The following is a 21,119-nucleotide window of genomic DNA, read 5'->3' as shown; positions in this document are numbered from 1 at the left end:
TTTTTAAATAATGGCATTTTTTTATAAAAAATCTTGCATGCAATTGTTTTTTTTCTACATTTGAGAGCTTGAAAGACTTTCGTCTGGATGGTATTAATATTTTTAACATTATTTTTATGCAAACTGGTAAAGTAAAATTTTTCAACGAGACTAAAGGTTTCGGATTCGTTGTTGACGATCAAACAGGTGAAGACATTTTCGTACACGTAACTGGCCTTTCAGGTGTTACTATTCGCGAAAATGATTCAGTATCTTATGAAGTTACTGATGGAAAGCGTGGAGCAAACGCTATCAACGTAAAGAAAATCTAATTTTCTTACGTTTTTTTGATTAGAGAAAATCTTTATTTACAATATATATATAGGTTTACCTATAAAATTGCAACATTGATCTCTAGTTAAAGAGAAATAAAAAAAGCCTTCTTTACGGAAGGCTTTTTTTATGCATATCAGGTATACTTAAGCTTGAATCCAAGCCATCACCTCCTCTTTCGTCGGCATCGCGGCATCAATCTTCAATTTCTTACGCATTCCACCTAAATCATTGAACACTTTATTCGGGTTCGCGGCATCTAATGCTTCTAATGTTAAGATACCCATTTTTTGTAAAGCTGGAATCCAAACCTCAGAAATACCTCTCTCAGCAAAAGCCGATTCGGAATCTACTTCCTTTACTACTTCGGCGCGCATTTGAGGGAAGAATAATACTTCTTGAATAGAGGACTGATTCGTCATCAACATCGTTAAACGATCGATACCGATTCCAATACCCGAAGTAGGTGGCATCGCATATTCTAAAGAACGAATAAAATCATGATCCATAGCCATCGCTTCATCATCACCACGCTCAGCAAGAGCTAGTTGATCCTCGAAACGCTCCCTTTGATCGATGGGGTCATTTAATTCAGAATACGCATTGGCGATCTCTTTACCATTCACAAATAATTCAAAACGCTCCACTAAACCTTCTTTAGAACGGTGCTTCTTAGTTAATGGAGACATCTCTACTGGATAATCTATAATGAAAGTAGGTTGAATCAAATTCGCCTCTACTTTCTCTCCAAATAATTCGTCGATCAGCTTTCCTTTCCCCATTCCTTTATCCACATCCATTCCGAATTCGACACACCTAGCGCGCAATTCATCTTCGCTCAAAGCATCTACGTCCACACCTGAATACTGTAAAATAGCACCCGAGATCGTTAAACGAGGATAAGGGCCTGCGAATTCAATTTCACTCTCCCCTACTGCGATTTTAGTTTTACTATGTAAACGAACGGCAACTGTTTCGAAGATTAACTCCGTCAAGTTCATCATCCAGTTATAATCTTTATAGGCTACATAGAACTCTAATGAGGTAAATTCTGGATTATGCGTGCGGTCCATTCCTTCATTACGGAACATTTTACCGAACTCATATACTCCATCAAAACCACCTACAATCAAACGCTTTAGATATAATTCATTCGCAATACGCAAATAAAGGGGCATATCTAACGTATTATGATGCGTCTTGAACGGACGAGCGGATGCTCCACCGTGCACAGCTTGCAAAATAGGTGTTTCCACTTCTAACCAGCCGCGTTCGTCAAACATCCTACGCATCGTAGAAATAATCTTCGCACGTTTGATAAAGATGTCCTTTACGGATGGATTGACAATTAAGTCTACATAACGTTGTCTGTAACGCATTTCTGGGTCAGAGAAGGCGTCGTAGGTTTGGCCATCTGCTTCTTTAACGACAGGAAGTGGCTTTAAGGCTTTGGACAATAGCGTAAATTCGCGCACGTGAACGGAGATTTCTCCCATTTGCGTCGTGAAAACATATCCTTTCACACCAATGATGTCACCGATGTCTAATAACCTTTTAAATACCGTATTATATAAGGTTTTATCCTCTCCTGGACAAAGATCGTCCCGGCGGAAATATAATTGAATACGTCCATTCGCATCTTGAAGCTCCGCAAAGGAGGCATTTCCCATAATTCGAAAGCCCATTAAGCGACCCGCTAACACGACGTCCTGGAAATGACCAGACTCCGGTTTAAATTCTGCCAAAATCTGATCAGAATAAACATTCACCGGGAATTCCTGTGCAGGATAAGGATCGATTCCCATCGCCAGTAACTCTTGGCGCTTCTGTCTCCTCAATAATTCTTGCTCACTTAAAATCATTTGGACGTGTTTTTACGTATGAAGCACAAAATTAGCCATTTCCTTTGGGATTTAAAACTCTTAAAACTTGTTAATGAGGTTGTTCGAGGCTAATTTTCGATTAAATTCGCAGTACAAATTTTAAAAATACTAATACCAAATAGAAATGAATAATCAGCTTAAGTCGTATGCAATCATTGCATTAATGTCTAGTGGAGTCACTTTAGGTGCCTATTCGCTCTTTAATTTAGGTAATTCATCCGGACTTTCGGATGCGCCGTCTGCCTTCACCTCCTCTGTTTCAAATCAAAACGTTCCAGGTAATCCAGGTGAATTCACCTATGCTGCGGAAAAATCAACTCCAGCCGTCGTTCACATTAAGACGAAGATGGAGACACGCCAAAGACAACAACAATACTCGAGCCCGTTCGACGATTTCTTTGGTGGCGATCCTTTCGGAGGTGGCGGAGGTCGCAGACAACAACAACCACAAGAAGCATCAGGTTCTGGAGTTATCATCTCTGCTGATGGCTATATAGTTACAAATAACCACGTAGTCGCTGAAGCGTCAGAGGTATTAGTTATCCTAAATGACAAGCGCGAATACAAGGCAAAAGTTATTTCAACGGATCCATCATCTGATTTAGCCGTGATCCAAATCAAAGAAACAAATTTACCCTTCTTAACTTTTGGAGATTCTGACGGAATTCGCGTAGGCGAATGGGTATTAGCCGTGGGTAATCCATTCAATTTAGAGTCCACCGTTACAGCAGGTATTGTTTCTGCCAAAGGTCGCCAGAACATCATCGACCGCGATAGTCCAGACATGAATCCTTTAGAATCATTCATCCAAACCGATGCAGCGGTAAACCCAGGTAATTCAGGTGGAGCTTTGGTGAACCTAAAAGGAGAATTAATCGGCATCAATACGGCCATCTACTCTCGTACAGGACAATTTGCCGGCTATTCCTTCGCCGTGCCTGTGAGCATTGTAAAGAAAGTATCTGGGGACTTAATCAAATACGGTAACGTACAACGCGGATTTTTAGGGGTTCAAATTTCGGAAGTAAATGCCAAATTAGCCGACGAAAAAGACCTAAAAACAAGTGCAGGAGTATACGTAGGTGGATTCTCTGAGAATTCAGCAGCGAAAGATGCTGGCATTAAAATCAACGACGTGATCATTAAAATCGATGGCGTAGAGACTAAATCATCTTCGAAATTAATGGAAATCGTGAGCAGAAAGCGTCCAGGTGAGCCACTTCAAGTAACGGTGAATCGCGATGGAGCTTTGAAGGAATTCAAAGTAACCTTAAAGAATAAGGACGGGAATATGGAAATCTTGAAAGGGGATAGTTCTTCCGAATCGGCTAAATCGGAATTCCTAGGCGCTAAGTTTGCAAGCTTGACACCTGCGGAGATGAAGAAGTTTGGCGTAAGCTCAGGAGTGAAAATCGCTGAAGTATTACCAGATGGTCGCTTAGAGATGTATGGTCTTGCGAAAGGTTCGGTGATCACTAAGATCAATGATAAAGTAATCAATACTCCTAAGGAGGCTGTTGAAGCTTTGGAAGCTAGAAAGGGAAGAATCAAGTTAGAGGGTGTGGATGTGGATGGATCACGCTTCATTTATGTGCTGTAGTCCGAAGGGAGATAGTCCGAAGTCCGAAGGGAGGGAGTCGATAATTTAGACTCATTCCCTCAGGACTAGTTCCCTCCGGACTCATTTCCTCCGGACTAAAAAAAAAGCCGCAGCCTCTCACGAAGCTCCGGCTTTTTTATATGCAATTAAGAAGACTACTTCTTATAAGTCACTGTTTTCACCGCTTGGATGGTACGCTCGATGCTTGGAAGAATTTCTTCGATCAAGGTAGGTGCGTATGGAAGTGGTAAGTCACGCGAGTTAACACGAACGACTGGCGCATCTAAATAATCAAATGCCCAACGCTGTAAGTGATACGCAATCTCAGATGAAATCGCAGATAATGGATTCGCTTCCTCCACGACTACACAACGATTTGTTTTCTTTACCGATTCTACCACGGTGATATAATCAATCGGACGAACCGAACGTAAATCGATTACTTCGCAAGAGATTCCTTGCTTCTCTAATTCCTCCACTGCAGGCATAACCACGCGAGAAAGCATTTTACCAAAGGTAACAATCGTCACCGTAGAACCTGGCTTCACGATATTTGCCTTTCCGATCGGGATTAAATATTCTCCTTCAGGTACTAAGCCTTTGTCCCCATACATCACCTCAGATTCCATAAAGATCACCGGATCGTTATCACGAATCGCTGATTTTAATAAACCTTTCGCATCTGCTGGATTCGAAGGAACGACCACTTTTAAACCGGGCGTGTTAGCAAACCAGTTCTCAAAGTTAGACGAGTGTTGTGAAGATAATTGACCTGCATTTCCCGTAGGACCACGGAAAACGATAGGACAAAAATATTGTCCACCGGACATAGACATCAATTTAGCTGCTGAATTGATAATTTGATCAATCGCCACTAAAGAGAAGTTAAAAGTCATAAATTCAACAATAGGACGAAGACCATTCGCTGATGCACCTACGGCGATACCACCAAAACCTAATTCAGCAATCGGCGTATCAATCACGCGCTCAGGACCAAATTCATCTAACATTCCTTGTGAAACTTTGTAGGCTCCATTATACTCCGCCACTTCTTCACCCATTAAAAAAACAGATGCATCACGTCGCATTTCTTCTGTCATCGCCTCACGTAAGGCTTCTCTATACTGAATCTCTCTCATAAAAAATGTAAATCTTGTGGGATTAACAAGCAGGCACAAAATTAGGCAAAAAATAGTCCATTTTCACAAAATCATGGTAATTTTGAGGAATCCATTGAAGAAAAAAATCCTATGTCAGTCGAAATCGCATCTATTTCAAAATCTTTGCCTGCTTTTTTAAGCCAAAATACCTATTTGCAAATAGCGGTTTTAGTCGACGAGCACACATCGAAGCATTGTCTTCCGCTAATTCAAGCCTTTTTGCCCTCCGGATTTATTAAGATTCAGGTCAAATCAGGTGAGAATAATAAGCATTTGGGGACTTGTGAGAAGGTGTGGGAAGCGATGACCAAAGCCAATATGGATCGCCATGGACTTTTGATTAATCTGGGAGGTGGAGTGATTGGGGATTTGGGCGGGTTTTGTGCGTCCACCTATAAGAGAGGAATTGATTTTATTCAGGTGCCTACCACGCTTTTAGCCCAAGTGGATGCGAGTGTAGGAGGCAAATTAGGCGTAGATTTTCAAGGCTTAAAGAACCATATTGGGGTATTTAATCTTCCCAAAACCGTTTTAATCGACCCTGATTTCATACAGACTTTACCCGCCGCTCAAAAGCTTTCGGGTTACGCAGAAATCATCAAACATTGCCTAATTCGCGATGCAGCGAAATGGGAGCTAATCAGCCACATAGATTTCGAAAAAGTAGACATCGCTGGACTTATTCAACATTCCGTTGAAATCAAAAAAGCGGTTGTTGCAGAGGATCCCACAGAAAAAGGCTTACGTAAGATCCTCAACTGGGGTCATACCTTGGGTCATGCGGTGGAAACGTTTTTATTAGAACAAGGCAAACGCAAGATCTTACACGGCGAAGCGATCGCTATGGGGATGATCATGGAGGCCTATCTTGCCTTTCAACGCGGATTAATTAGCGCAGATGAATTAGAGGATATCGAAGTCTATTTGTTTGAGACTTATGGAAAAGTAAAACTAAAAGCATCCGAGATTCCTGCGATTATTGCCTTGACATTGCAGGACAAAAAGAACAAAGGTGGAGAAGTTTTATTCTCTCTTTTAACAGGTATTGGAGATTGTGGCTATGATATTCCGGTTAGTAAAGCGGAAATGAAAAAGGCTATCGAATACTATATCGGATAATTATTCCAGTACTCACTCAATCACTTGCGGAACTTTAAAATAGGTCTCATTTGTATCTGGACCTAAAGCGAGCGCTTTTTCGCGATCTAAGGTGATTTTTGCCTCATCTTCTCTGAAGTTATTCAAGGCTGGGGTCATGTGTACTAAAGGTTCCACAGCTGAGGTATCCACTGAATTCAACGCCTCCATCCAAACTAATACTTTGTTAATGGAATCTTGCATCTGTTCTATTTGTGATTCAGCTATGTCTAATCGAGCTAAATGTGCCACTTTCCTCACATCATCTTGACTAACCTTCATTTTCTTTCTGCTTTAGTTTTTTATCCTCGGGCATGTGCTTGTCCAAAAATTCATTTAAACGATCGCGATCGAGGCTGGACGTGATTTGGCCTAATGAATCAATATTCATCTCAAACCCCGCTAATTCCGGATGCACTTTAGGCAAATCCTTCTTTTTATCCTTCTTCGCCATCTTATTTTTTTACACTGTAGGAAATTTAGATAAGGCCAAAGTCAATCGCTCGATCACCTCCGCTTTACCCCATAATTGCATCGAAATCATCAAATCTGGACCAGCTCCATTTCCGCTAAGCGCCACACGCAAAATCTGCATCACTTTGCCCATTTTTATACCATTCGCCTCTAAAACATCATGAATGGCCTGCTTAATATTTTCTGGCTCCCAAACGGTCACCGCTGGCAAAGCCTGTAAAATAAATTTCAGTCCATTGGCTGCATCCGCATTCCATTTAGAAGCTAAAACAGCCTCTTCGTAAAGCGCTGGTTGTGATTGAAATTCAGCCACCTTTTCTGCTAATTCTTGCGGAAAAGTAATGCGATCTAAAAACAAGTGAACAAAAGAAAGTCCTTGATCAGCTGGTAAAGCAGGCAAATAATCCTTCGCTAATGCCGCCGGATCTTGTAATTTCAAATATTGCTCATTAAACCATTGGGCTTTTTTCACATCGAATTTAGCTCCGGCTTTATTAATCCGCTCTAAAGAGAATGCCTCCGTTAATTCTGTCAAACTAAACATCTCCTGCTCCGTCCCTGGATTCCAACCTAAGAAGGCTAAGAAATTCAAGGTAGCCTCTTTCAAATAGCCTTCTTGCTTAAATCCTTTGGAAATAATACCCGTCGCTGGATCCGTCCATTCCATCGGGAATACAGGGAAACCACCTAAATCCGCATCGCGTTTAGATAATTTACCATTGCCTTCTGGCTTTAATAAAAGAGGTAAATGTGCGAACTGAGGCGCTTTCCATCCAAAAGCCTGGTATAATAAAATATGCAATGGCGCCGAAGGCAACCATTCCTCCCCACGAATCACGTGGGTAATTTCCATGATATGATCATCGACCACATTCGCTAAGTGATACGTGGGCATTCCGTCGGATTTCATCAAGACCTTATCGTCAATGCTAGACGTATGTACGTGTACCCAATCGCGGATGCTGTCTTGGAAGCGAACCTCGCCTTTCGCTGGAACTTTCAAGCGAATGACATAGGGAGTTCCGTCAGCGATTAATTGATCTACCTCAGCCTGAGCTAGAGCGATCGAGTTTTTTAATTTAACGCGCGTTAGTGAATTGTATTGAAAAGCAGAACCCTGGCTTTCAAAACTGGTACGCATCGCGTCTAAGTCTTCTGATGTATCAAAGGCGTAATACGCTTTGCCTTCTACTAATAATTGATCTGCATAAGCTTTGTATAGGCCTTTGCGTTCGCTTTGGCGGTAAGGTTCATGTGGACCACCCACGCCTACTCCTTCATCCGGACTGATACCTAACCAAGCTAAACTGTCAATAATATATTGTTCCGCACCGGGCACAAATCGGGCCTGATCGGTATCTTCGATTCGTAACAAAAATTTACCCCCCATTTTGCGGGCAAATAGGTAATTATATAAAGCGGTTCTTACCCCTCCAATGTGGAGCGCTCCCGTAGGACTAGGTGCAAACCGAACACGTACTGAATCAGACATTTATCTCTTATTTATAGGCAATACAGGAAATTTCTACGCGCACGTCTTTAGGCAAGCGAGCGACCTCTACCGTTTCCCTAGCTGGAGGATTTTCTACAAAATAACGACCGTACACTTGATTTATCAAAGAAAAATGATTCATATCCTTCACGAAAATGGAGCATTTCACCACCTGATCAAAACGGTAACCAGCCGCCGTCAAAATGTGTTGCAAATTCAACATCACTTGATTCGTCTCCTCTTCTATCGTTCCTCCTGCGTCAAAAACGGATAAGGCAATCTGGCCGGACACATACAGGGTGTTATTTACCTCAACTGCCTGGGAATAAGGCCCGATCGGAGCGGGTGCTTCAGGGGATAAAATTATTTTTTTTGTCATACCTTTGAAATGAAATGCAAGTTACCAAAATTTGGGCTAATCCTCGAAATCCTAGCTTGCTTTGTTTGAAAATCATGCTGAAACAAATCTACTCTAACAAGGGCGTCTTTTTCATGTTACTTTCCTCTCTTTGCTTCGCAATCATGTCCGCGATCGCTAAAGAAATGAGCCACACATTCAACTCCATTCAGCTCGTATTTTTCCGCAGCGCCGTAGGTTTACCCTTTCTATTTTTTAGTCTTTACCGCAAGCCCGCCGTCCAAGTAGGCGGTAAGCTTTATTTCATCATTTTGCGCGGCCTATTGGGTGCATTCACCCTCTATTGCCTCTTTTTCACCCTCGAGCATTTAGGTTTATCCTTAACAAACACCTACGGACAGGCGTTCCCCCTATTTATTGCCTTCTTTAGTTTTTTCTTATTGCCAAACGAAGGTTTATCCAGCAAACAGGTTTTATTTCTACTCATCGGCTTTTTCGGCATTTTATTGATTTTCCAGCCTGGAAGCGGCGGGTCGATTTGGCACCATAGCACCGGAATAATTTATGCCATGGGAACTGCCCTAGGCTATTTAGCCATCAAAGAGGCTCAGAAATACTATGACTCCCGCTGGGTAGTCATTTCCTTCATGGGGGCCGGATTAATCGCTTCGACCATCTCTTTACTTACGGGGACTTTAGGTGGATTTGAAAATAGTTTTGTCACTGGTGTTTGGGTACAACCTTCCATCGCGGAATGGTTAGCCGCCTTAGTGATGGGACTATTAGCCTTAGGGGTTCAATACTACACCACTCAGGCGCTCTTGAATGAAAAAGCGAGTGTGGTCGGGGTTGTAGGAAATAGCGCCGTTATTTTCTCGATCATCATCGAGGTGGTGCTAGGCCATGGCTTCCCGAATTTCATTACGTTGTTGGGAATGGGGCTGATTGTTTGGGCGGGGTACAGGATCAGTCGCTAGTCGTCCTTCGGACTTAGTCGCCTATGGCTTAGTCGCGACTAATGTCGCTTAGTCGACTTCGTCTTAGTCGTCCTTCGGACTTAGTCACGACTTTGTCGCTTAGTCGACTTCGTCTTAGTCGCGACTACGTCGCTTGGTCTTCGCTTCGCGATTTAGTCGACACAGTCAATCCTACTTTATTCATTTAAACAAAAAAATAGCCCCAAGTGAGAACCAGGGCTATTTTACATTCTATTTGTTTGACTAAGCGACAAAGTCGCGACTAAATCGCGTAGCGATGACTAAGTCATGAAGTGACGACTGTTTAATCGCTTCGCGATTAAACCGCTGCATTATTCATCACTTCCGTTTGCTTACGGATCGATTCTAAGTGAACTAATTTGAATAGTTCCTCAACGAACTCAGGATATAAGGCTAAGCCTTTGGCCTGATTAGCCCGATCATTATGTAATTGCTTCCAACGATCTAATTGCAATACTGCTACGTTATTATCGCGCTTGTATTCGCCTAATTTCTCCACTACAGACATACGTGCAGCAAGAACTTCTAAAATTTCACGGTCGATATTATCGATTTTCTCGCGAAGGCTCGCTAATTCATCAGAGAAGTCAGCGCCGTAATTTGCATTACGAACTTCTAAGTCACGTAACATTTCGCCTAATTTCGCAGGAGTTACTTGCTGTGAAGCATCTGACCAAGCTGCATCTGGATCGCGGTGAGTTTCGATGATCATACCATCGTAATTCAAATCCAAGATGCGTTGAGATAATTCCATCAATAAAGAACGCTTTCCAGCCATGTGAGATGGATCGCCGATTAATGGCATTTGAGGGAACAAACGCTTTAATTCAACCGCCATCGCCCACATCGGTGAATTACGGTACTTTGTTTCTTGTGCGTTAGAGAAACCACGGTGGATAGCACCTAATTTCTTGATACCTGATCCTTGAAGACGCTCGAAAGCACCTACCCAAAGAGCTAAGTCTGGATTCACTGGATTCTTAACTAGTACAGGAACATCTACTCCTTTCAAAGAATCCGCTAAATCTTGTACGTTAAAAGGGTTAACCGTGGTACGAGCACCTATCCATAAAACATCAACGCCATATTTCAAGGCTAATTCAACGTGTTCTGGAGTAGCTACTTCGATCGCTAAAGGTAATCCTGTTTCTTTCTTCGCTTCTACTAACCACTTTAAAGCTGGCTCTCCCATCCCTTCAAAACTGCCTGGACGTGTACGAGGTTTCCAAACACCTGCTCTCATAATGTGAGCATAACCCTCCGCTTTAATACGGCGAGCTGTTTCTAATACTTGCTCTTCTGTCTCAGCTGAACAGGGACCCGCGATAATAAGGGGCTTCCCGTTCGTCTGAATCCAGTCTTGCATCGGTACAATGTCTAAATTGGCATTCATAATAATCTGACGGTTAACAAGGGTTCACACCCTTCGATTTATTTGTTTATTTTTTTCTTAAGCAACCAAAAATAATTCAATTATATTTGCATGAATTTTCGCCCCAATGACAAAAAAATTAGCAACATCACCCTCATCCAATTTATCGTTTGAGGATACACAAATAGCCTTCGCATCGAAAGACAATTTTCAGTTGAAGAAGTCCTATTGGATTTTCGCCACAATGAACCAAAATTGGCTCGTAAATTTAGGCACTTTTTTTATCAAATTGTTCCTTTTCCTGCATTTTCCCATCAAAAAAGTCATAAAAAGCACTATTTTCGCGCAATTCTGTGGGGGAGAAACCATAGATGGCTGTGAATCAACGATTCAAGAACTAGAAAAAGCAAAAATAGGCACTATCCTAGACTACTCGGTGGAGGGGGAAGAAAGCGAAAAATCATTCCAAAAAACGAAAGAAGAAATCCTCAAGACCATCCGTAAATCAGCTGAAAATCCAGCAATTCCTTATGCTGTATTCAAGGTGACAGGGATTTTCAAGGCGGAACTTTTGGAAAAAGCCCAAACTGAAGCGGAATTATCGGAAGAAGAACAAGAGAATTTTGATCATAGTAAAGAGATATTAGGAGAAATTTGCCAGTTAGCGCACAAGCTCGAGGTTCGACTTTTTATCGATGCAGAAGAAAGTTGGATTCAAACAACAATCGATCAATTGACGTATGAAATGATGGAAAAATACAATCAAAAAACAGCCATCATTTATAATACTTTTCAAATGTACCGCCAGGATATGCTGGCTAATTTAAAAGAGGCGATCGCTGCAGCTCAGGAAAAAGAATACTTTTTGGGGGTAAAATTAGTGCGCGGTGCTTATTTAGAAAAAGAACGTCAAAAAGCCCATGAAGATGAGTATTCTGAACCATTGCATGTGTGCAAGGAAGATACGGATCGAGATTATGATTTAGGGGTTGAATTATGTTTAAAGCACTTAGATCGCGTGCATTTCTGTATGGGAACGCATAATGAAGCAAGCTGCTTACGTCTTTGCGATGCGATGAATGCGCTTCAAATTCCACAAAATCATCCCCATATTTATTTTGCTCAACTATTAGGTATGTCAGATAACATCTCCTATAATTTAGCCGCATCGGGATATAATGTGGCTAAATATGTGCCATATGGTCCTGTAGATACGGTAATGCCCTATTTATTTAGACGTGCAGAGGAAAATAGCTCGATAGCTGGACAAACCTCTCGTGAATTTGCCTTATTACAAAAAGAAGTAAACCGCCGAAAAACTGCATGAAAAATTACCGCTATTTTCTATTGAGTATATTCATTATTGCCCTTGACCAGGGGATTAAAATAGGGGTGCACATGTGGATGGAGCCTGGTTATTTTGGCCAAATTCCCCTCATCGGAGACTTCTTTAAATTACATTATACCTTGAACCCAGGCATGGCTTTTGGGATTCAAATTGGATCTATTTGGGGGAAATTAATCCTGACCACTTTCCGTATTTTTGCGATGTTGGGTCTCGGGTATTACTTGCATTCCTTAACCATTAAAAATAGCCCTATGGGTCTTTTAGTGTCGGTGGCCTTAATTTTAGGTGGGGCAATCGGAAACCTGATTGACTCCGTTTTTTATGGGGTTTGGTTTAATAATGCACCCGCTGGAGCACCCATGCAATGGTTTCACGGCCAAGTAATTGACATGTTTTTTGCTGATTTCTATGAAGGAACTTTACCTAATTGGATTCCATTGTGGGGAGGATCATATTATTCTACACCCATCTTTAATTTCGCGGATGCCGCCATATTTTGCGGGGTAATGTCTATCTTATTGTTCCAGAATAAATTTCTCACTAAGGAACAATAAAAAAAGCCTGACCGTTTCCGATCAGGCTTCCTTCTATTGTCTTTCAGAATTATATTCCTTAAGAATTATTTTTTAGGAGCTGCTGGCTTAGCCGCTGGAGCTGCTACTGGAGTCGCTGCTGCTGGAGCTGGTGCACCTGCAGGGCGTGGAGTAATTCCCATTTTCTTTAATACTAGGTCAGAAATATCAGCCTCCTCAGGGAAGTGTAATACAACTGGATTAGCACCTGTTCCTGGCTCGTAGTTATTGAAAACGAATGTATACGCATTCTCTTTAGCTACAGCGTGCATATTTTCTTCAATTTTCTTTACGATAGGTTGTAATAATTGAGCTTGCTTCTTTTGGATAGAAGTCTGTGCATTTTGTTGGAACTCTTGAATCGAAGTTTGCAAGTTCTGCAATTCCTTCTCTTTATCTTGTTTGATGATATCAGACGTATTAGCAGGCATTTTCTCATAAACTGCTGCCTTATCTTGAAAATCTTTGATTTTTGATTGAATCAATGTTTGGTATTGCTTCTCTGTGGTTTTCAAATCTTCTTCTACTTGCTTAGCCTCAGGCATTTGGCTATAAATTTTCTCTTGGTAGATGAATCCGATTTTTACTTGAGCCGTAGCAGGCAAAGCAACTAATCCGAAAAGTAGGCCTGCGGCCAAAATAAACTTGTTTTTCATGAGTATTGATAATTTGTTTGTGTTCTCTTAATATTTAGGGTAAAATTAATTCTTTTTAGGACTTTTCGGCTCTTGTGCCTCCTCTTTCTTTACTTTTTCTACCAAATTAGGGTCTAAATCTAATCCAAGCTCCTCTAAAACATAGTCAGAATAGTCATGTACTGGGTTTGTATACAATAAAACTAATCCATCATTCGCCTTATCAAAGATAAAATCCAAGCGTTTTGATCGAACTACTTTTTCAATCGCCTTAGATATTTGATCTAATATCGACTTATAAGCCGCTTGTTTTAATTTAAACAACTCCCCTTCTGCACCAAAAACTTGATTCTCAAATGCCTTCGCTTCTTTATTCTTCGCTTGAATTGCAGCTAAACGTTGTTGCTTTAAATCCTCCGTTAGTAAAAGTTCTTCGAGTTTATATTCTTTCTCGAGTTTTTCTAGTTCCGTTTTTTTCTTTTCTACCTCAACTAACCAAGTCTTTGTATTCTGGTCGATCTGCTGCTGAACTTTGGCATAATCCGGCATCTTAGAGGTAATGAATTCCGTATCCACATAACCGAATTTCTGCGCAAATGAAGCACTTGCAAAAAACAGAAACACGAGAAATGTCATCCCAAAACGCATCGCAATTATCTAAGTTGTTGACCGATCGAGAAAGTAAAGGCTTGGCGTCCAAAATCTGTATCTCCTGGACGTGGCTTATCAAAGCCCATTCCATAATCAATTCCAATCATTCCGAAGGCTGGCATAAAGATACGCGCACCAAAACCAGCTGATTTATACAAATTAAATGGACTGTATTCCGTCAAGGAAGAAAAGTTATTTCCTCCTTCAGCAAATCCTAAGATGAAGATGGTAGCCGACGGATTCAATGAAACTGGGTAACGCACCTCCATAACAAACTTGTTATAGGCTACACCACCATTTCCATAAGAACCGGATGGTCCAATCACACGGTCTTTATAACCCCTTAAACCTACGATATCACGGTTAAAGGAGAAACCTTGCACCATACCTGAACCACCTAAATCGAAACGCTCAAATCGAGTTGTCTCTTTTCCTCCATAGGAACCTAAGAAGCCTAAGTGTGCCCGTGTATGCAAGATCAACTTGCCTGCTAATGGACTAAACCAACTCGCGTCTAACATCCACTTATGGTACTCAATTAATAGATTATCTTTATTTAGACCTAGAGAAGAGAAGGGAGGAGTCAACGTTCCTGAAAGAGAAAAGCTTGAGCCTGAACGCGGGAAAGTCGGATTATCAATACTATTTCTAGAGAAGTTCGTCATGAATGTTACTGAAGTAGAAATTCCTTGAGGATAAGCCCAAGTATAATAACGGTCTACATCAAAACGAGAGAAAGATAAGGAATGACTTAAAGAGAAATAATCATCTGGCCATTTTAACCTCTTTCCTAAACTTAATGACAAACTAGTTACATTAAAATGGGCGTCTTCTAATGAATCTGGTACAGAGTAAGAATTAGCTCCACCATAGCCACCGCCACCATAGCCACCATAACCACCATAGCCACCGCCATAGCCACCAAAACCACCGCCGCCGAAACCTCCGCCACCTAGGCCACCGCCACCATAGTTATTATAACCCGTTTGACGAAATTTATAGGGGTAAGATATACTACTATTTAAAGCGATTGATAAGGAATTAGGCTTTTTACCTCCTAACCAAGGTTCTGTGAATGTTAGGCTGTAATTCTGAAAAGAGGCGCCATTTGCTTGAAATCTAATAGCTAATTTTTGACCGTCTCCAGCAGGCAAAGGACGATACGATTTCGTATTAAAGATATTTTTCGCCGAGAAATTATTAAAGACAACCCCTAAGGTTCCTACGAAGCCTATATAGCCTCCCCAACCACCGGAAAGCTCAATTTGGTCTGATGGTTTTTCCTCTACATTGTATTCGATATCCACCGTTCCATCTGGACGAGGAATCGGATTAGGACTAATTTTTTCTGGGTTAAAATAACCAACAGTTGAAAGCTCACGAACGGTACGAATGATCGCGGATTTATTGAATTTCTGACCAGGCAAGGTACGAATCTCCCGCATCACCACGTGATCAGATGTTTTCGTATTACCATTTAAAGTCACTTTATTAATCGTTGCTTGCTTACCTTCCGAGATACGAATAGTTAAGTCAATAGAATCGCCTTCGATGGCTGTTTCCACTGGCTCAGCGTGGTAATATAAATAGCCATTATCCATATAAACCGAACTTAAATCCTCGCCAGGATTTGAATTCATCTTCTTATCTAACTCCTCCGTATTATATACATCGCCTTTCTTCACGCCTAAAACATCACGCAATAAGGAATCTGGATAAATGTAATTTCCTTCAAAACGGATACTTCTATAATAATATTTAGCGCCTTGAACAATGTTTAGTACGAGGTTAATCGATTCATTATTAAAGCTACCCACCGAATCAGACTTTAATTGGAAATCGCGGTAACCTAATTTATTCATCGCCTCTAACAATTTCTGCTTATCCTCATCCCATTTCTTAGGAACGAATTTAGACGGTTTGAAAACACGGCCAAAACGTATCTGTTTCGTATTTTTTATCTTTCTTAAAATCAAAGAACGGTATTTTTCATCGACACCATTTAAGACAATTTTATTCACCTTTACCTTCTCCCCCTTTTCCACCACTACTTGTAAAATGGCATTATTACCCCGCATCGAATCTGACTTAATCGTCGATTTCGTCTTCACATTTAATCGACCTTTTTCTTGGTAGTATTTGCGAATCGTAAGCTCGAGATTTTTACGTAAAGTTTCAGTGATGATCTTACCTTTATAAGTCTTCATTTTATCACTTAAGGCTTCTTGCTCTCCTTTTCTAATACCTGTGTATTGAATAGAGAACAAACGAGGTCGTTCCTTTAATTCAATCACTAACCAAATTTTCTCACCCTCAGCCTTCGTAGCATAAATGAGGACCTCGTCTAAGATACCTTGATTCATAATTTTACGAATCGCAGCTCCTACCGCATCACCTGGCACTTTGATTTTATCCCCTACTTGTAATCCCGAGATATTAATCATGGAAGTTCCGTCGTAAAACTGAGAACCTGTAACCTGAATGTCAGCGATGGTATATTCTTTAGGATCTGCATACGAAAAACTCGCTTCAGGAAGCGCAGAGCTTATAGAACGTGCTCCACCTAAAATTTGGGCAGAGGCAGAATAAGCTCCAAGGATAAAAATCAGTAGCCCTAAAAAGAGGCTAGGTTTATTCATTAATCGGATGGCAATTGATTTTTTCATACGGGGGCCTCAGCCCTTAATTTAATTGTTCACTTATCTTTCCAAAACGTCTTTCCCTTATTTGAAAGTCTATAATTGCCTCCTTTAGATGTTCTTTTCTAAAATCAGGCCAAAACAAATCTTCAAAAATATACAACTCCGCATAGGCTAATTGCCACAACATAAAGTTACTAATCCGGTGATCTCCACCTGTCCTAATCATCAAATCTGGATCCGGCATATCTGCCGTAGACAAATGAGATTGTATGGTTTCTGAATCTATCGATTCTACGTTTAATTCTCCATTTTTTACTTTTTCAGCAATCTGTTGGGTCGCTTGCACTAAATCCCATTTACCAGAATACGAAAGTGCTAAATTCAGGGTTAAACCTTTATTATTAGCTGTTTCCGCTATTGCTTTTTCTAATTCTACTCTAGACGATGCTGGCAATTTACTTACATCCCCTATCGCCTTAAGGCGAATATCTTTCTGAATCATTCCCGGCAATTCGTCCTTAATCGCAGAGACTAATAGACTCATTAAGGCTGTCACTTCCGCTTTAGGACGATTCCAATTCTCCGTAGAAAAGGCATAAAGCGTTAAAAACTTCACTCCTACTTCGCCACATCCTTCAATAGTTTCTCGAACTGCCTTTAGCGCTGATCGATGTCCAAAAACACGATCCATGATCCCTTGTTGCTTTGCCCATCTACCATTACCATCCATAATAACGGCGATGTGTACAGGAACATTACGTAGATCAATTAATTCTTTCAATTTAAATCAAGGATTTGCATTTAACAAGATGGCAAATGTAGTCATATTGACCACTCTATCCAATTAAAACTTGTTAATAGGTAGGACAAAAAACAGATTGAATCGTGTAAGTGACCGTGATAGAGGAATTTAAATATTGATCTCCTTTGGTTAAATTAAAGGACGCTTCTCCTTCCGATAGAGGACGATCTAGCGCGTCTGTAAACGTCTTTCTTGCTCCTAAATCCCATTGAACACCCCAGTTAGGTGAAAGCTGGTATTTAAAACCGATACCATAAGGGAGCGCATAGCTCATCTTCGTATCCGTCTTAAAACCTACGCCATCTTGCGTTCCGGATACCTTTGCAAATACAGTAGATGCGCCTACATAAAAATAAGGAGTCCAATTATTCACCCGTTTTACGGAGTTTTGGTAATTCAAAAAATTATATTCTACTAGGGCATCTAATCCAAAAATCGATGTCGCAAAATTCGTCACCGGAAGTGCCGCCGTTACAGGGGAAACACGATTTCCAGTCCCTCCTCGCAAATCAGTCATCACCGCCTGAAGTCTATAGGCAAAGGTAGGATTGTTCTGATAACGTGCTTGTAGATTTAAGGCGGGCCGAGTCATCGCAAACTCCTTATCAGTAGGTAGTATATGCCAATTAGCCCAAGTTCCATGGTATAAGGAACCGCCTAAGCCGGCACCGTACGACCAACGCTGTGCGCTTGCGGACAAGCTAAAGAGCGTTAATAAAAGCAATAAATGGAGGTTCTTTTTCATCAATCTACAAATATAAACAAAGAATCTAATTTGCGATGATTAATCGTTTGGTAATTCTTTGACCTGTTGAAGCAGCTAAACTAACTAGGTAAGTTCCGGACGGCATGCGTGCTATATCAACTGGATAAGTATAGGTTCCATTGGCTAAGTCCCCTTCAAAAATTAGACCGAGTTTTGATCCTTGCATATCAAACAAAGCAAGCTCCACTCGCGTAGGCATGAAAACAGCAAATTGAATACGAACCTGTCCAGAAGCTGGATTAGGAGCCGGATCCATTAATATCATTTTCACTCCTGCCTCCTCAATCAATGGAGAATTAATGAAGATCGGTAAGCGATCAAAAGATTTTTTGAAAATGGCCGTAGTACTCGCGGTTGATAAACCTAAGTGATCAGATAATACCGTTGAATATATTTGACGGTAATCGAATTTAGCCTTAATATCTCCATTCGTGTCTACATCAATCAAATTTGGATTCTCACCGATAAGTCCTCCTCGAACCGTATTCCCTATAACGAACATGGGTGCCGCAGTTCCGTGATCAGTACCCGTAGTTCCGTTTTGATTTACGCGACGACCGAATTCAGAGAAAGTCATTAAGGTTACGTTATTGGCCTTATTTTGGGTTTTGAGATCTTTCTGGAAGGCAGCGACCGCATCCGATATTTGTTTCCATAAATTCGAATGCTGGTTTAATTGATTCGCGTGGGTGTCGAATCCGCCTATGGTACATAAATAGACCGGTGTTTCTAGGCCTCCAGTGATTAATTTTGCCACGATGCCTAATTGCCTAGCTAAATTAGTATTGGGATAGGTTACCGAATTCAATCCTTTCAAGGCTTTGTCCCGAATAATGGTAGAGTATTGCAAGGAGGTACTGGATATTTGCTTTAAAAACGCTAATTCATCTCCAGCGAGTGTAGCGGGAGGAATTTCATCGTCTATTAAGGTGCCGGAAACTAATTGGTAGAAGAGGTTTGGGTCTTCGAAAACGGTACCGAAACGGCCTATATCAGACTGGAACAATAAGGATTCGACCGAGCCTAATTGAATGGCCATCGGCTGAGATGGCATTGATATAGGATAGGATGGGTATTTTTCTGCCAAATAACGAGCAGCCCAGCCTTCCTCCCAGACTACATTCGCATCCGAACCGGTATTCCAAATGTCTGTGGCACGGAAATGGGAACGATTCGGGTTTGCGTAGCCAACGTTTTGGATGATGGAAACATTCCCCTGATCGTATAAGGACTTTAAAGCGGTCATGGAAGGATGCAAATACATCCCATTTTTCAAGGCTAAGGCATCGACTTTTTTGATCGCGATATCAGGACGCTTTGTAAAATAGGTATCATTTTCCGCAGGAATAACCGTATTTAATCCATCGTTTCCACCAGATAATTGGATAATAACGACCGCGTTTCCAGTGGGAACGGAGGCTGCTAGGCCGGCAGGTAATTGCGCATAGGCCTGTCCTGGAATACCTGAAATACCGATTCCTACACCACCCGAAAGCAGTGCCATTCTTCGCAAAAATTCAGCTCTTGATAGGTCTTTTTTCATAATTAACAGAGTTGAAATTCAGGTAATCGCATGACTGCTTTGAAAAAATTCTGCAAACTAACATTAGCGCCAGGCGTATAAGTGGACCAGTTTTTAACAATGGTACCGCCTAATAAGGTTTCTAATAGAAAGGCCTTCTTTTTTACGGTAGGAGGAAAAGCTAAAAATAACAAGCAAACGTCATCCACGAATTCCACCGCATTTTCCGAATTGATAAAGCTTTGAGCATAGGTTAAAGCGAACAGTTTACCCGTTACCGCTACGCCATTATAGCGTTTACCTGTGATCAATGAATCCGAAAATCCGCCCCGATAAGAATAGGTGGTCGAGGAAATCCATTCCCGTTGTCCTGGCCAACCAGCTACATCAGGTGGTTGGAATAATTGCATTTGAAGGACTTTAGAAAGCTCATACATATTAATGTAATCTGGTGTGGGCAGCTCGAGCAGCTTCGATGCACCTATCATTAACTCCATCGGATTTTTAATTTTACTACCGATATAGGCAGGCGTAAAAAATTCATCCGAAGTGAATAAGAACTTCAGTAAAGGCTTGATTTCGTAATTATTGGAACGCAAAACGGCGGCCATTTGAAGGATAAAAGCTTCGTTCGGTTTATAGCACACAAATTCTTTATAAAGCTTACGGCAGATGAATTCGGCGGTGGCTTTTTGAGTGAAAATGTGATCAATTAGGGAATTCACATCAAATTTTGCCGTTTTGCCTAACACGGTAACGCTCGCTTCGGTATACCAGCGCGAGGCGACAAAGGTGGCCGTTAATCCACTTACCTGCCAACCGGAAAGTACTTTTGCTGCCTGTTTTACATCTGTTTCGGTATAATTACCGATTCCCATGGTGAATAATTCCAATAGTTCTCTGGCATAATTCTCATTAGGACCTGAACCGCGTGAATTATTGCCGTCTAAATAAATCAACATGGAAGGATCGATCGAAACTTCTTTCACTAATTGCTTGAAATTCCCAAAGGCATATTTTCGAAACAGAGCGTTTTGGGCGTACATGTTTTGAGGGTATTGTACTTTATCTCGCTCATTTGCAAAATGGTTATGAAAGAATAGCACCATTTTTTCCCTCATTCGAAGTCCCTCCGTGTTCATCCGGTTAAACCACCAATAATTAAATTCGCGGTACCAGATTCCTGTTTCACCCGAAGTATTCTGAGAGGCTGCGGGTACCGTATTCACCCAGGTATTGGGTGCGGCAGGAAGGGGGTAATCCTTTAAAAGTGCTTGATCTAGCAGATCTGTATAAGTAGAATAGCCTTGTGCAGCGGACAAATCATTTTTCGAAAAACCAAAAAGAGTTCTCGATAATAAATGGGCTATATTTTTTGCGTTCCAAACAGGCATA

At 41.2% G+C, this 21,119-nt stretch carries 20 protein-coding genes; 6 read left to right on the top strand and 14 right to left on the bottom strand.

Translation table 11 applies throughout. The features are described from left to right. The first annotated feature begins 116 nt into the window (after nt 1–116). Nucleotides 117–311 carry a cold-shock protein gene (locus tag ACST14_RS07695; RefSeq protein ID WP_395783928.1) on the top strand — a complete coding sequence of 65 codons (195 nt, stop codon included), beginning with the start codon at nt 117–119 and terminating at the stop codon, nt 309–311. Nucleotides 312–458: 147 nt separating this feature from the next. On the opposite strand, the gene lysS is transcribed toward ACST14_RS07695, so the two are convergent. Then, on the bottom strand, nt 459–2,174 hold the full coding sequence (gene lysS / locus ACST14_RS07690; RefSeq protein WP_459462253.1) for a lysine--tRNA ligase: 1,716 nt from the start codon (nt 2,172–2,174) through the stop codon (nt 459–461). Between the two features lie 145 nt (nt 2,175–2,319). On the opposite strand from lysS, the gene ACST14_RS07685 reads away from it, so the two are divergent. Then, a complete protein-coding gene (locus ACST14_RS07685; RefSeq protein ID WP_459462251.1) occupies nt 2,320–3,795 on the top strand; it encodes a Do family serine endopeptidase in 1,476 nt (491 codons plus the stop codon). A 155-nt stretch (nt 3,796–3,950) separates the two neighbouring features. Here the strand turns inward: ACST14_RS07685 and ACST14_RS07680 are convergent, their stop codons facing one another. Continuing rightward, entirely contained in the window at nt 3,951–4,934 is a 984-nt protein-coding gene (locus tag ACST14_RS07680; protein ID WP_459462249.1) for a pyruvate dehydrogenase complex E1 component subunit beta, read from the bottom strand. Between the two features lie 111 nt (nt 4,935–5,045). On the opposite strand from ACST14_RS07680, the gene aroB reads away from it, so the two are divergent. Beyond that, complete coding sequence (gene aroB / locus ACST14_RS07675) at nt 5,046–6,074, top strand: 3-dehydroquinate synthase (protein ID WP_459462247.1); 1,029 nt, start codon at nt 5,046–5,048, stop codon at nt 6,072–6,074. A 12-nt stretch (nt 6,075–6,086) separates the two neighbouring features. On the opposite strand, the gene gatC is transcribed toward aroB, so the two are convergent. From gatC to ACST14_RS07655, 4 genes are read right to left on the bottom strand one after another with little or no spacing between them, the layout of a single operon-like run. Then, entirely contained in the window at nt 6,087–6,374 is a 288-nt protein-coding gene (gatC, locus tag ACST14_RS07670; RefSeq protein ID WP_459462245.1) for an Asp-tRNA(Asn)/Glu-tRNA(Gln) amidotransferase subunit GatC, read from the bottom strand. Then, a complete protein-coding gene (locus tag ACST14_RS07665; protein ID WP_459462243.1) occupies nt 6,364–6,546 on the bottom strand; it encodes a hypothetical protein in 183 nt (60 codons plus the stop codon). The genes gatC and ACST14_RS07665 overlap by 11 nt, the downstream gene beginning before the upstream one ends. A gap of 9 nt (nt 6,547–6,555) precedes the next feature. Next, nucleotides 6,556–8,058: a glutamate--tRNA ligase gene (gltX, locus tag ACST14_RS07660; RefSeq protein ID WP_459462241.1), complete on the bottom strand. Its 1,503-nt coding sequence runs from the start codon at nt 8,056–8,058 to the stop codon at nt 6,556–6,558. A 7-nt stretch (nt 8,059–8,065) separates the two neighbouring features. Continuing rightward, on the bottom strand, nt 8,066–8,437 hold the full coding sequence (locus ACST14_RS07655) for a Rid family detoxifying hydrolase (RefSeq protein WP_459462239.1): 372 nt from the start codon (nt 8,435–8,437) through the stop codon (nt 8,066–8,068). 74 nt (nt 8,438–8,511) lie between these two features. Between ACST14_RS07655 and ACST14_RS07650 the strand changes: the two genes are divergently transcribed. Next, complete coding sequence (locus tag ACST14_RS07650; protein WP_459462237.1) at nt 8,512–9,393, top strand: DMT family transporter; 882 nt, start codon at nt 8,512–8,514, stop codon at nt 9,391–9,393. Nucleotides 9,394–9,712: 319 nt separating this feature from the next. On the opposite strand, the gene ACST14_RS07645 is transcribed toward ACST14_RS07650, so the two are convergent. Beyond that, nucleotides 9,713–10,807: a chorismate mutase gene (locus tag ACST14_RS07645; protein ID WP_459462235.1), complete on the bottom strand. Its 1,095-nt coding sequence runs from the start codon at nt 10,805–10,807 to the stop codon at nt 9,713–9,715. A gap of 106 nt (nt 10,808–10,913) precedes the next feature. Between ACST14_RS07645 and ACST14_RS07640 the strand changes: the two genes are divergently transcribed. Then, entirely contained in the window at nt 10,914–12,113 is a 1,200-nt protein-coding gene (locus ACST14_RS07640) for a proline dehydrogenase family protein (RefSeq protein WP_459462234.1), read from the top strand. Beyond that, nucleotides 12,110–12,688: a lipoprotein signal peptidase gene (locus ACST14_RS07635; RefSeq protein WP_459462232.1), complete on the top strand. Its 579-nt coding sequence runs from the start codon at nt 12,110–12,112 to the stop codon at nt 12,686–12,688. The genes ACST14_RS07640 and ACST14_RS07635 overlap by 4 nt, the downstream gene beginning before the upstream one ends. Nucleotides 12,689–12,753: 65 nt before the next feature. Here ACST14_RS07635 and ACST14_RS07630 read toward each other — a convergent pair whose 3' ends face one another. From ACST14_RS07630 to ACST14_RS07600, 7 genes are all read right to left on the bottom strand, one after another. Then, nucleotides 12,754–13,362, bottom strand: a complete 609-nt coding sequence (locus ACST14_RS07630; RefSeq protein WP_459462230.1) for an OmpH/Skp family outer membrane protein — start codon at nt 13,360–13,362, stop codon at nt 12,754–12,756. 45 nt (nt 13,363–13,407) lie between these two features. Further along, a complete protein-coding gene (locus ACST14_RS07625; RefSeq protein ID WP_459462228.1) occupies nt 13,408–13,989 on the bottom strand; it encodes an OmpH/Skp family outer membrane protein in 582 nt (193 codons plus the stop codon). A gap of 5 nt (nt 13,990–13,994) precedes the next feature. Then, nucleotides 13,995–16,658 carry an outer membrane protein assembly factor BamA gene (gene bamA / locus ACST14_RS07620; protein ID WP_459462226.1) on the bottom strand — a complete coding sequence of 888 codons (2,664 nt, stop codon included), beginning with the start codon at nt 16,656–16,658 and terminating at the stop codon, nt 13,995–13,997. A gap of 16 nt (nt 16,659–16,674) precedes the next feature. Then, a complete protein-coding gene (locus tag ACST14_RS07615; RefSeq protein WP_459462224.1) occupies nt 16,675–17,415 on the bottom strand; it encodes an isoprenyl transferase in 741 nt (246 codons plus the stop codon). A 73-nt stretch (nt 17,416–17,488) separates the two neighbouring features. Continuing rightward, nucleotides 17,489–18,181: a DUF6089 family protein gene (locus ACST14_RS07610; RefSeq protein ID WP_459462222.1), complete on the bottom strand. Its 693-nt coding sequence runs from the start codon at nt 18,179–18,181 to the stop codon at nt 17,489–17,491. Between the two features lie 25 nt (nt 18,182–18,206). Beyond that, a complete protein-coding gene (locus ACST14_RS07605) occupies nt 18,207–19,745 on the bottom strand; it encodes a DUF1501 domain-containing protein (protein ID WP_459462220.1) in 1,539 nt (512 codons plus the stop codon). A gap of 2 nt (nt 19,746–19,747) precedes the next feature. After that, nucleotides 19,748–21,118 carry a DUF1800 domain-containing protein gene (locus ACST14_RS07600; protein ID WP_459462218.1) on the bottom strand — a complete coding sequence of 457 codons (1,371 nt, stop codon included), beginning with the start codon at nt 21,116–21,118 and terminating at the stop codon, nt 19,748–19,750. Nucleotide 21,119 lies beyond the last annotated feature (1 nt).

The organism is Aquirufa sp. A-Brett2-15D (assembly GCF_054558735.1).
This window is presented reverse-complemented; position numbering and strand designations above follow the sequence as displayed.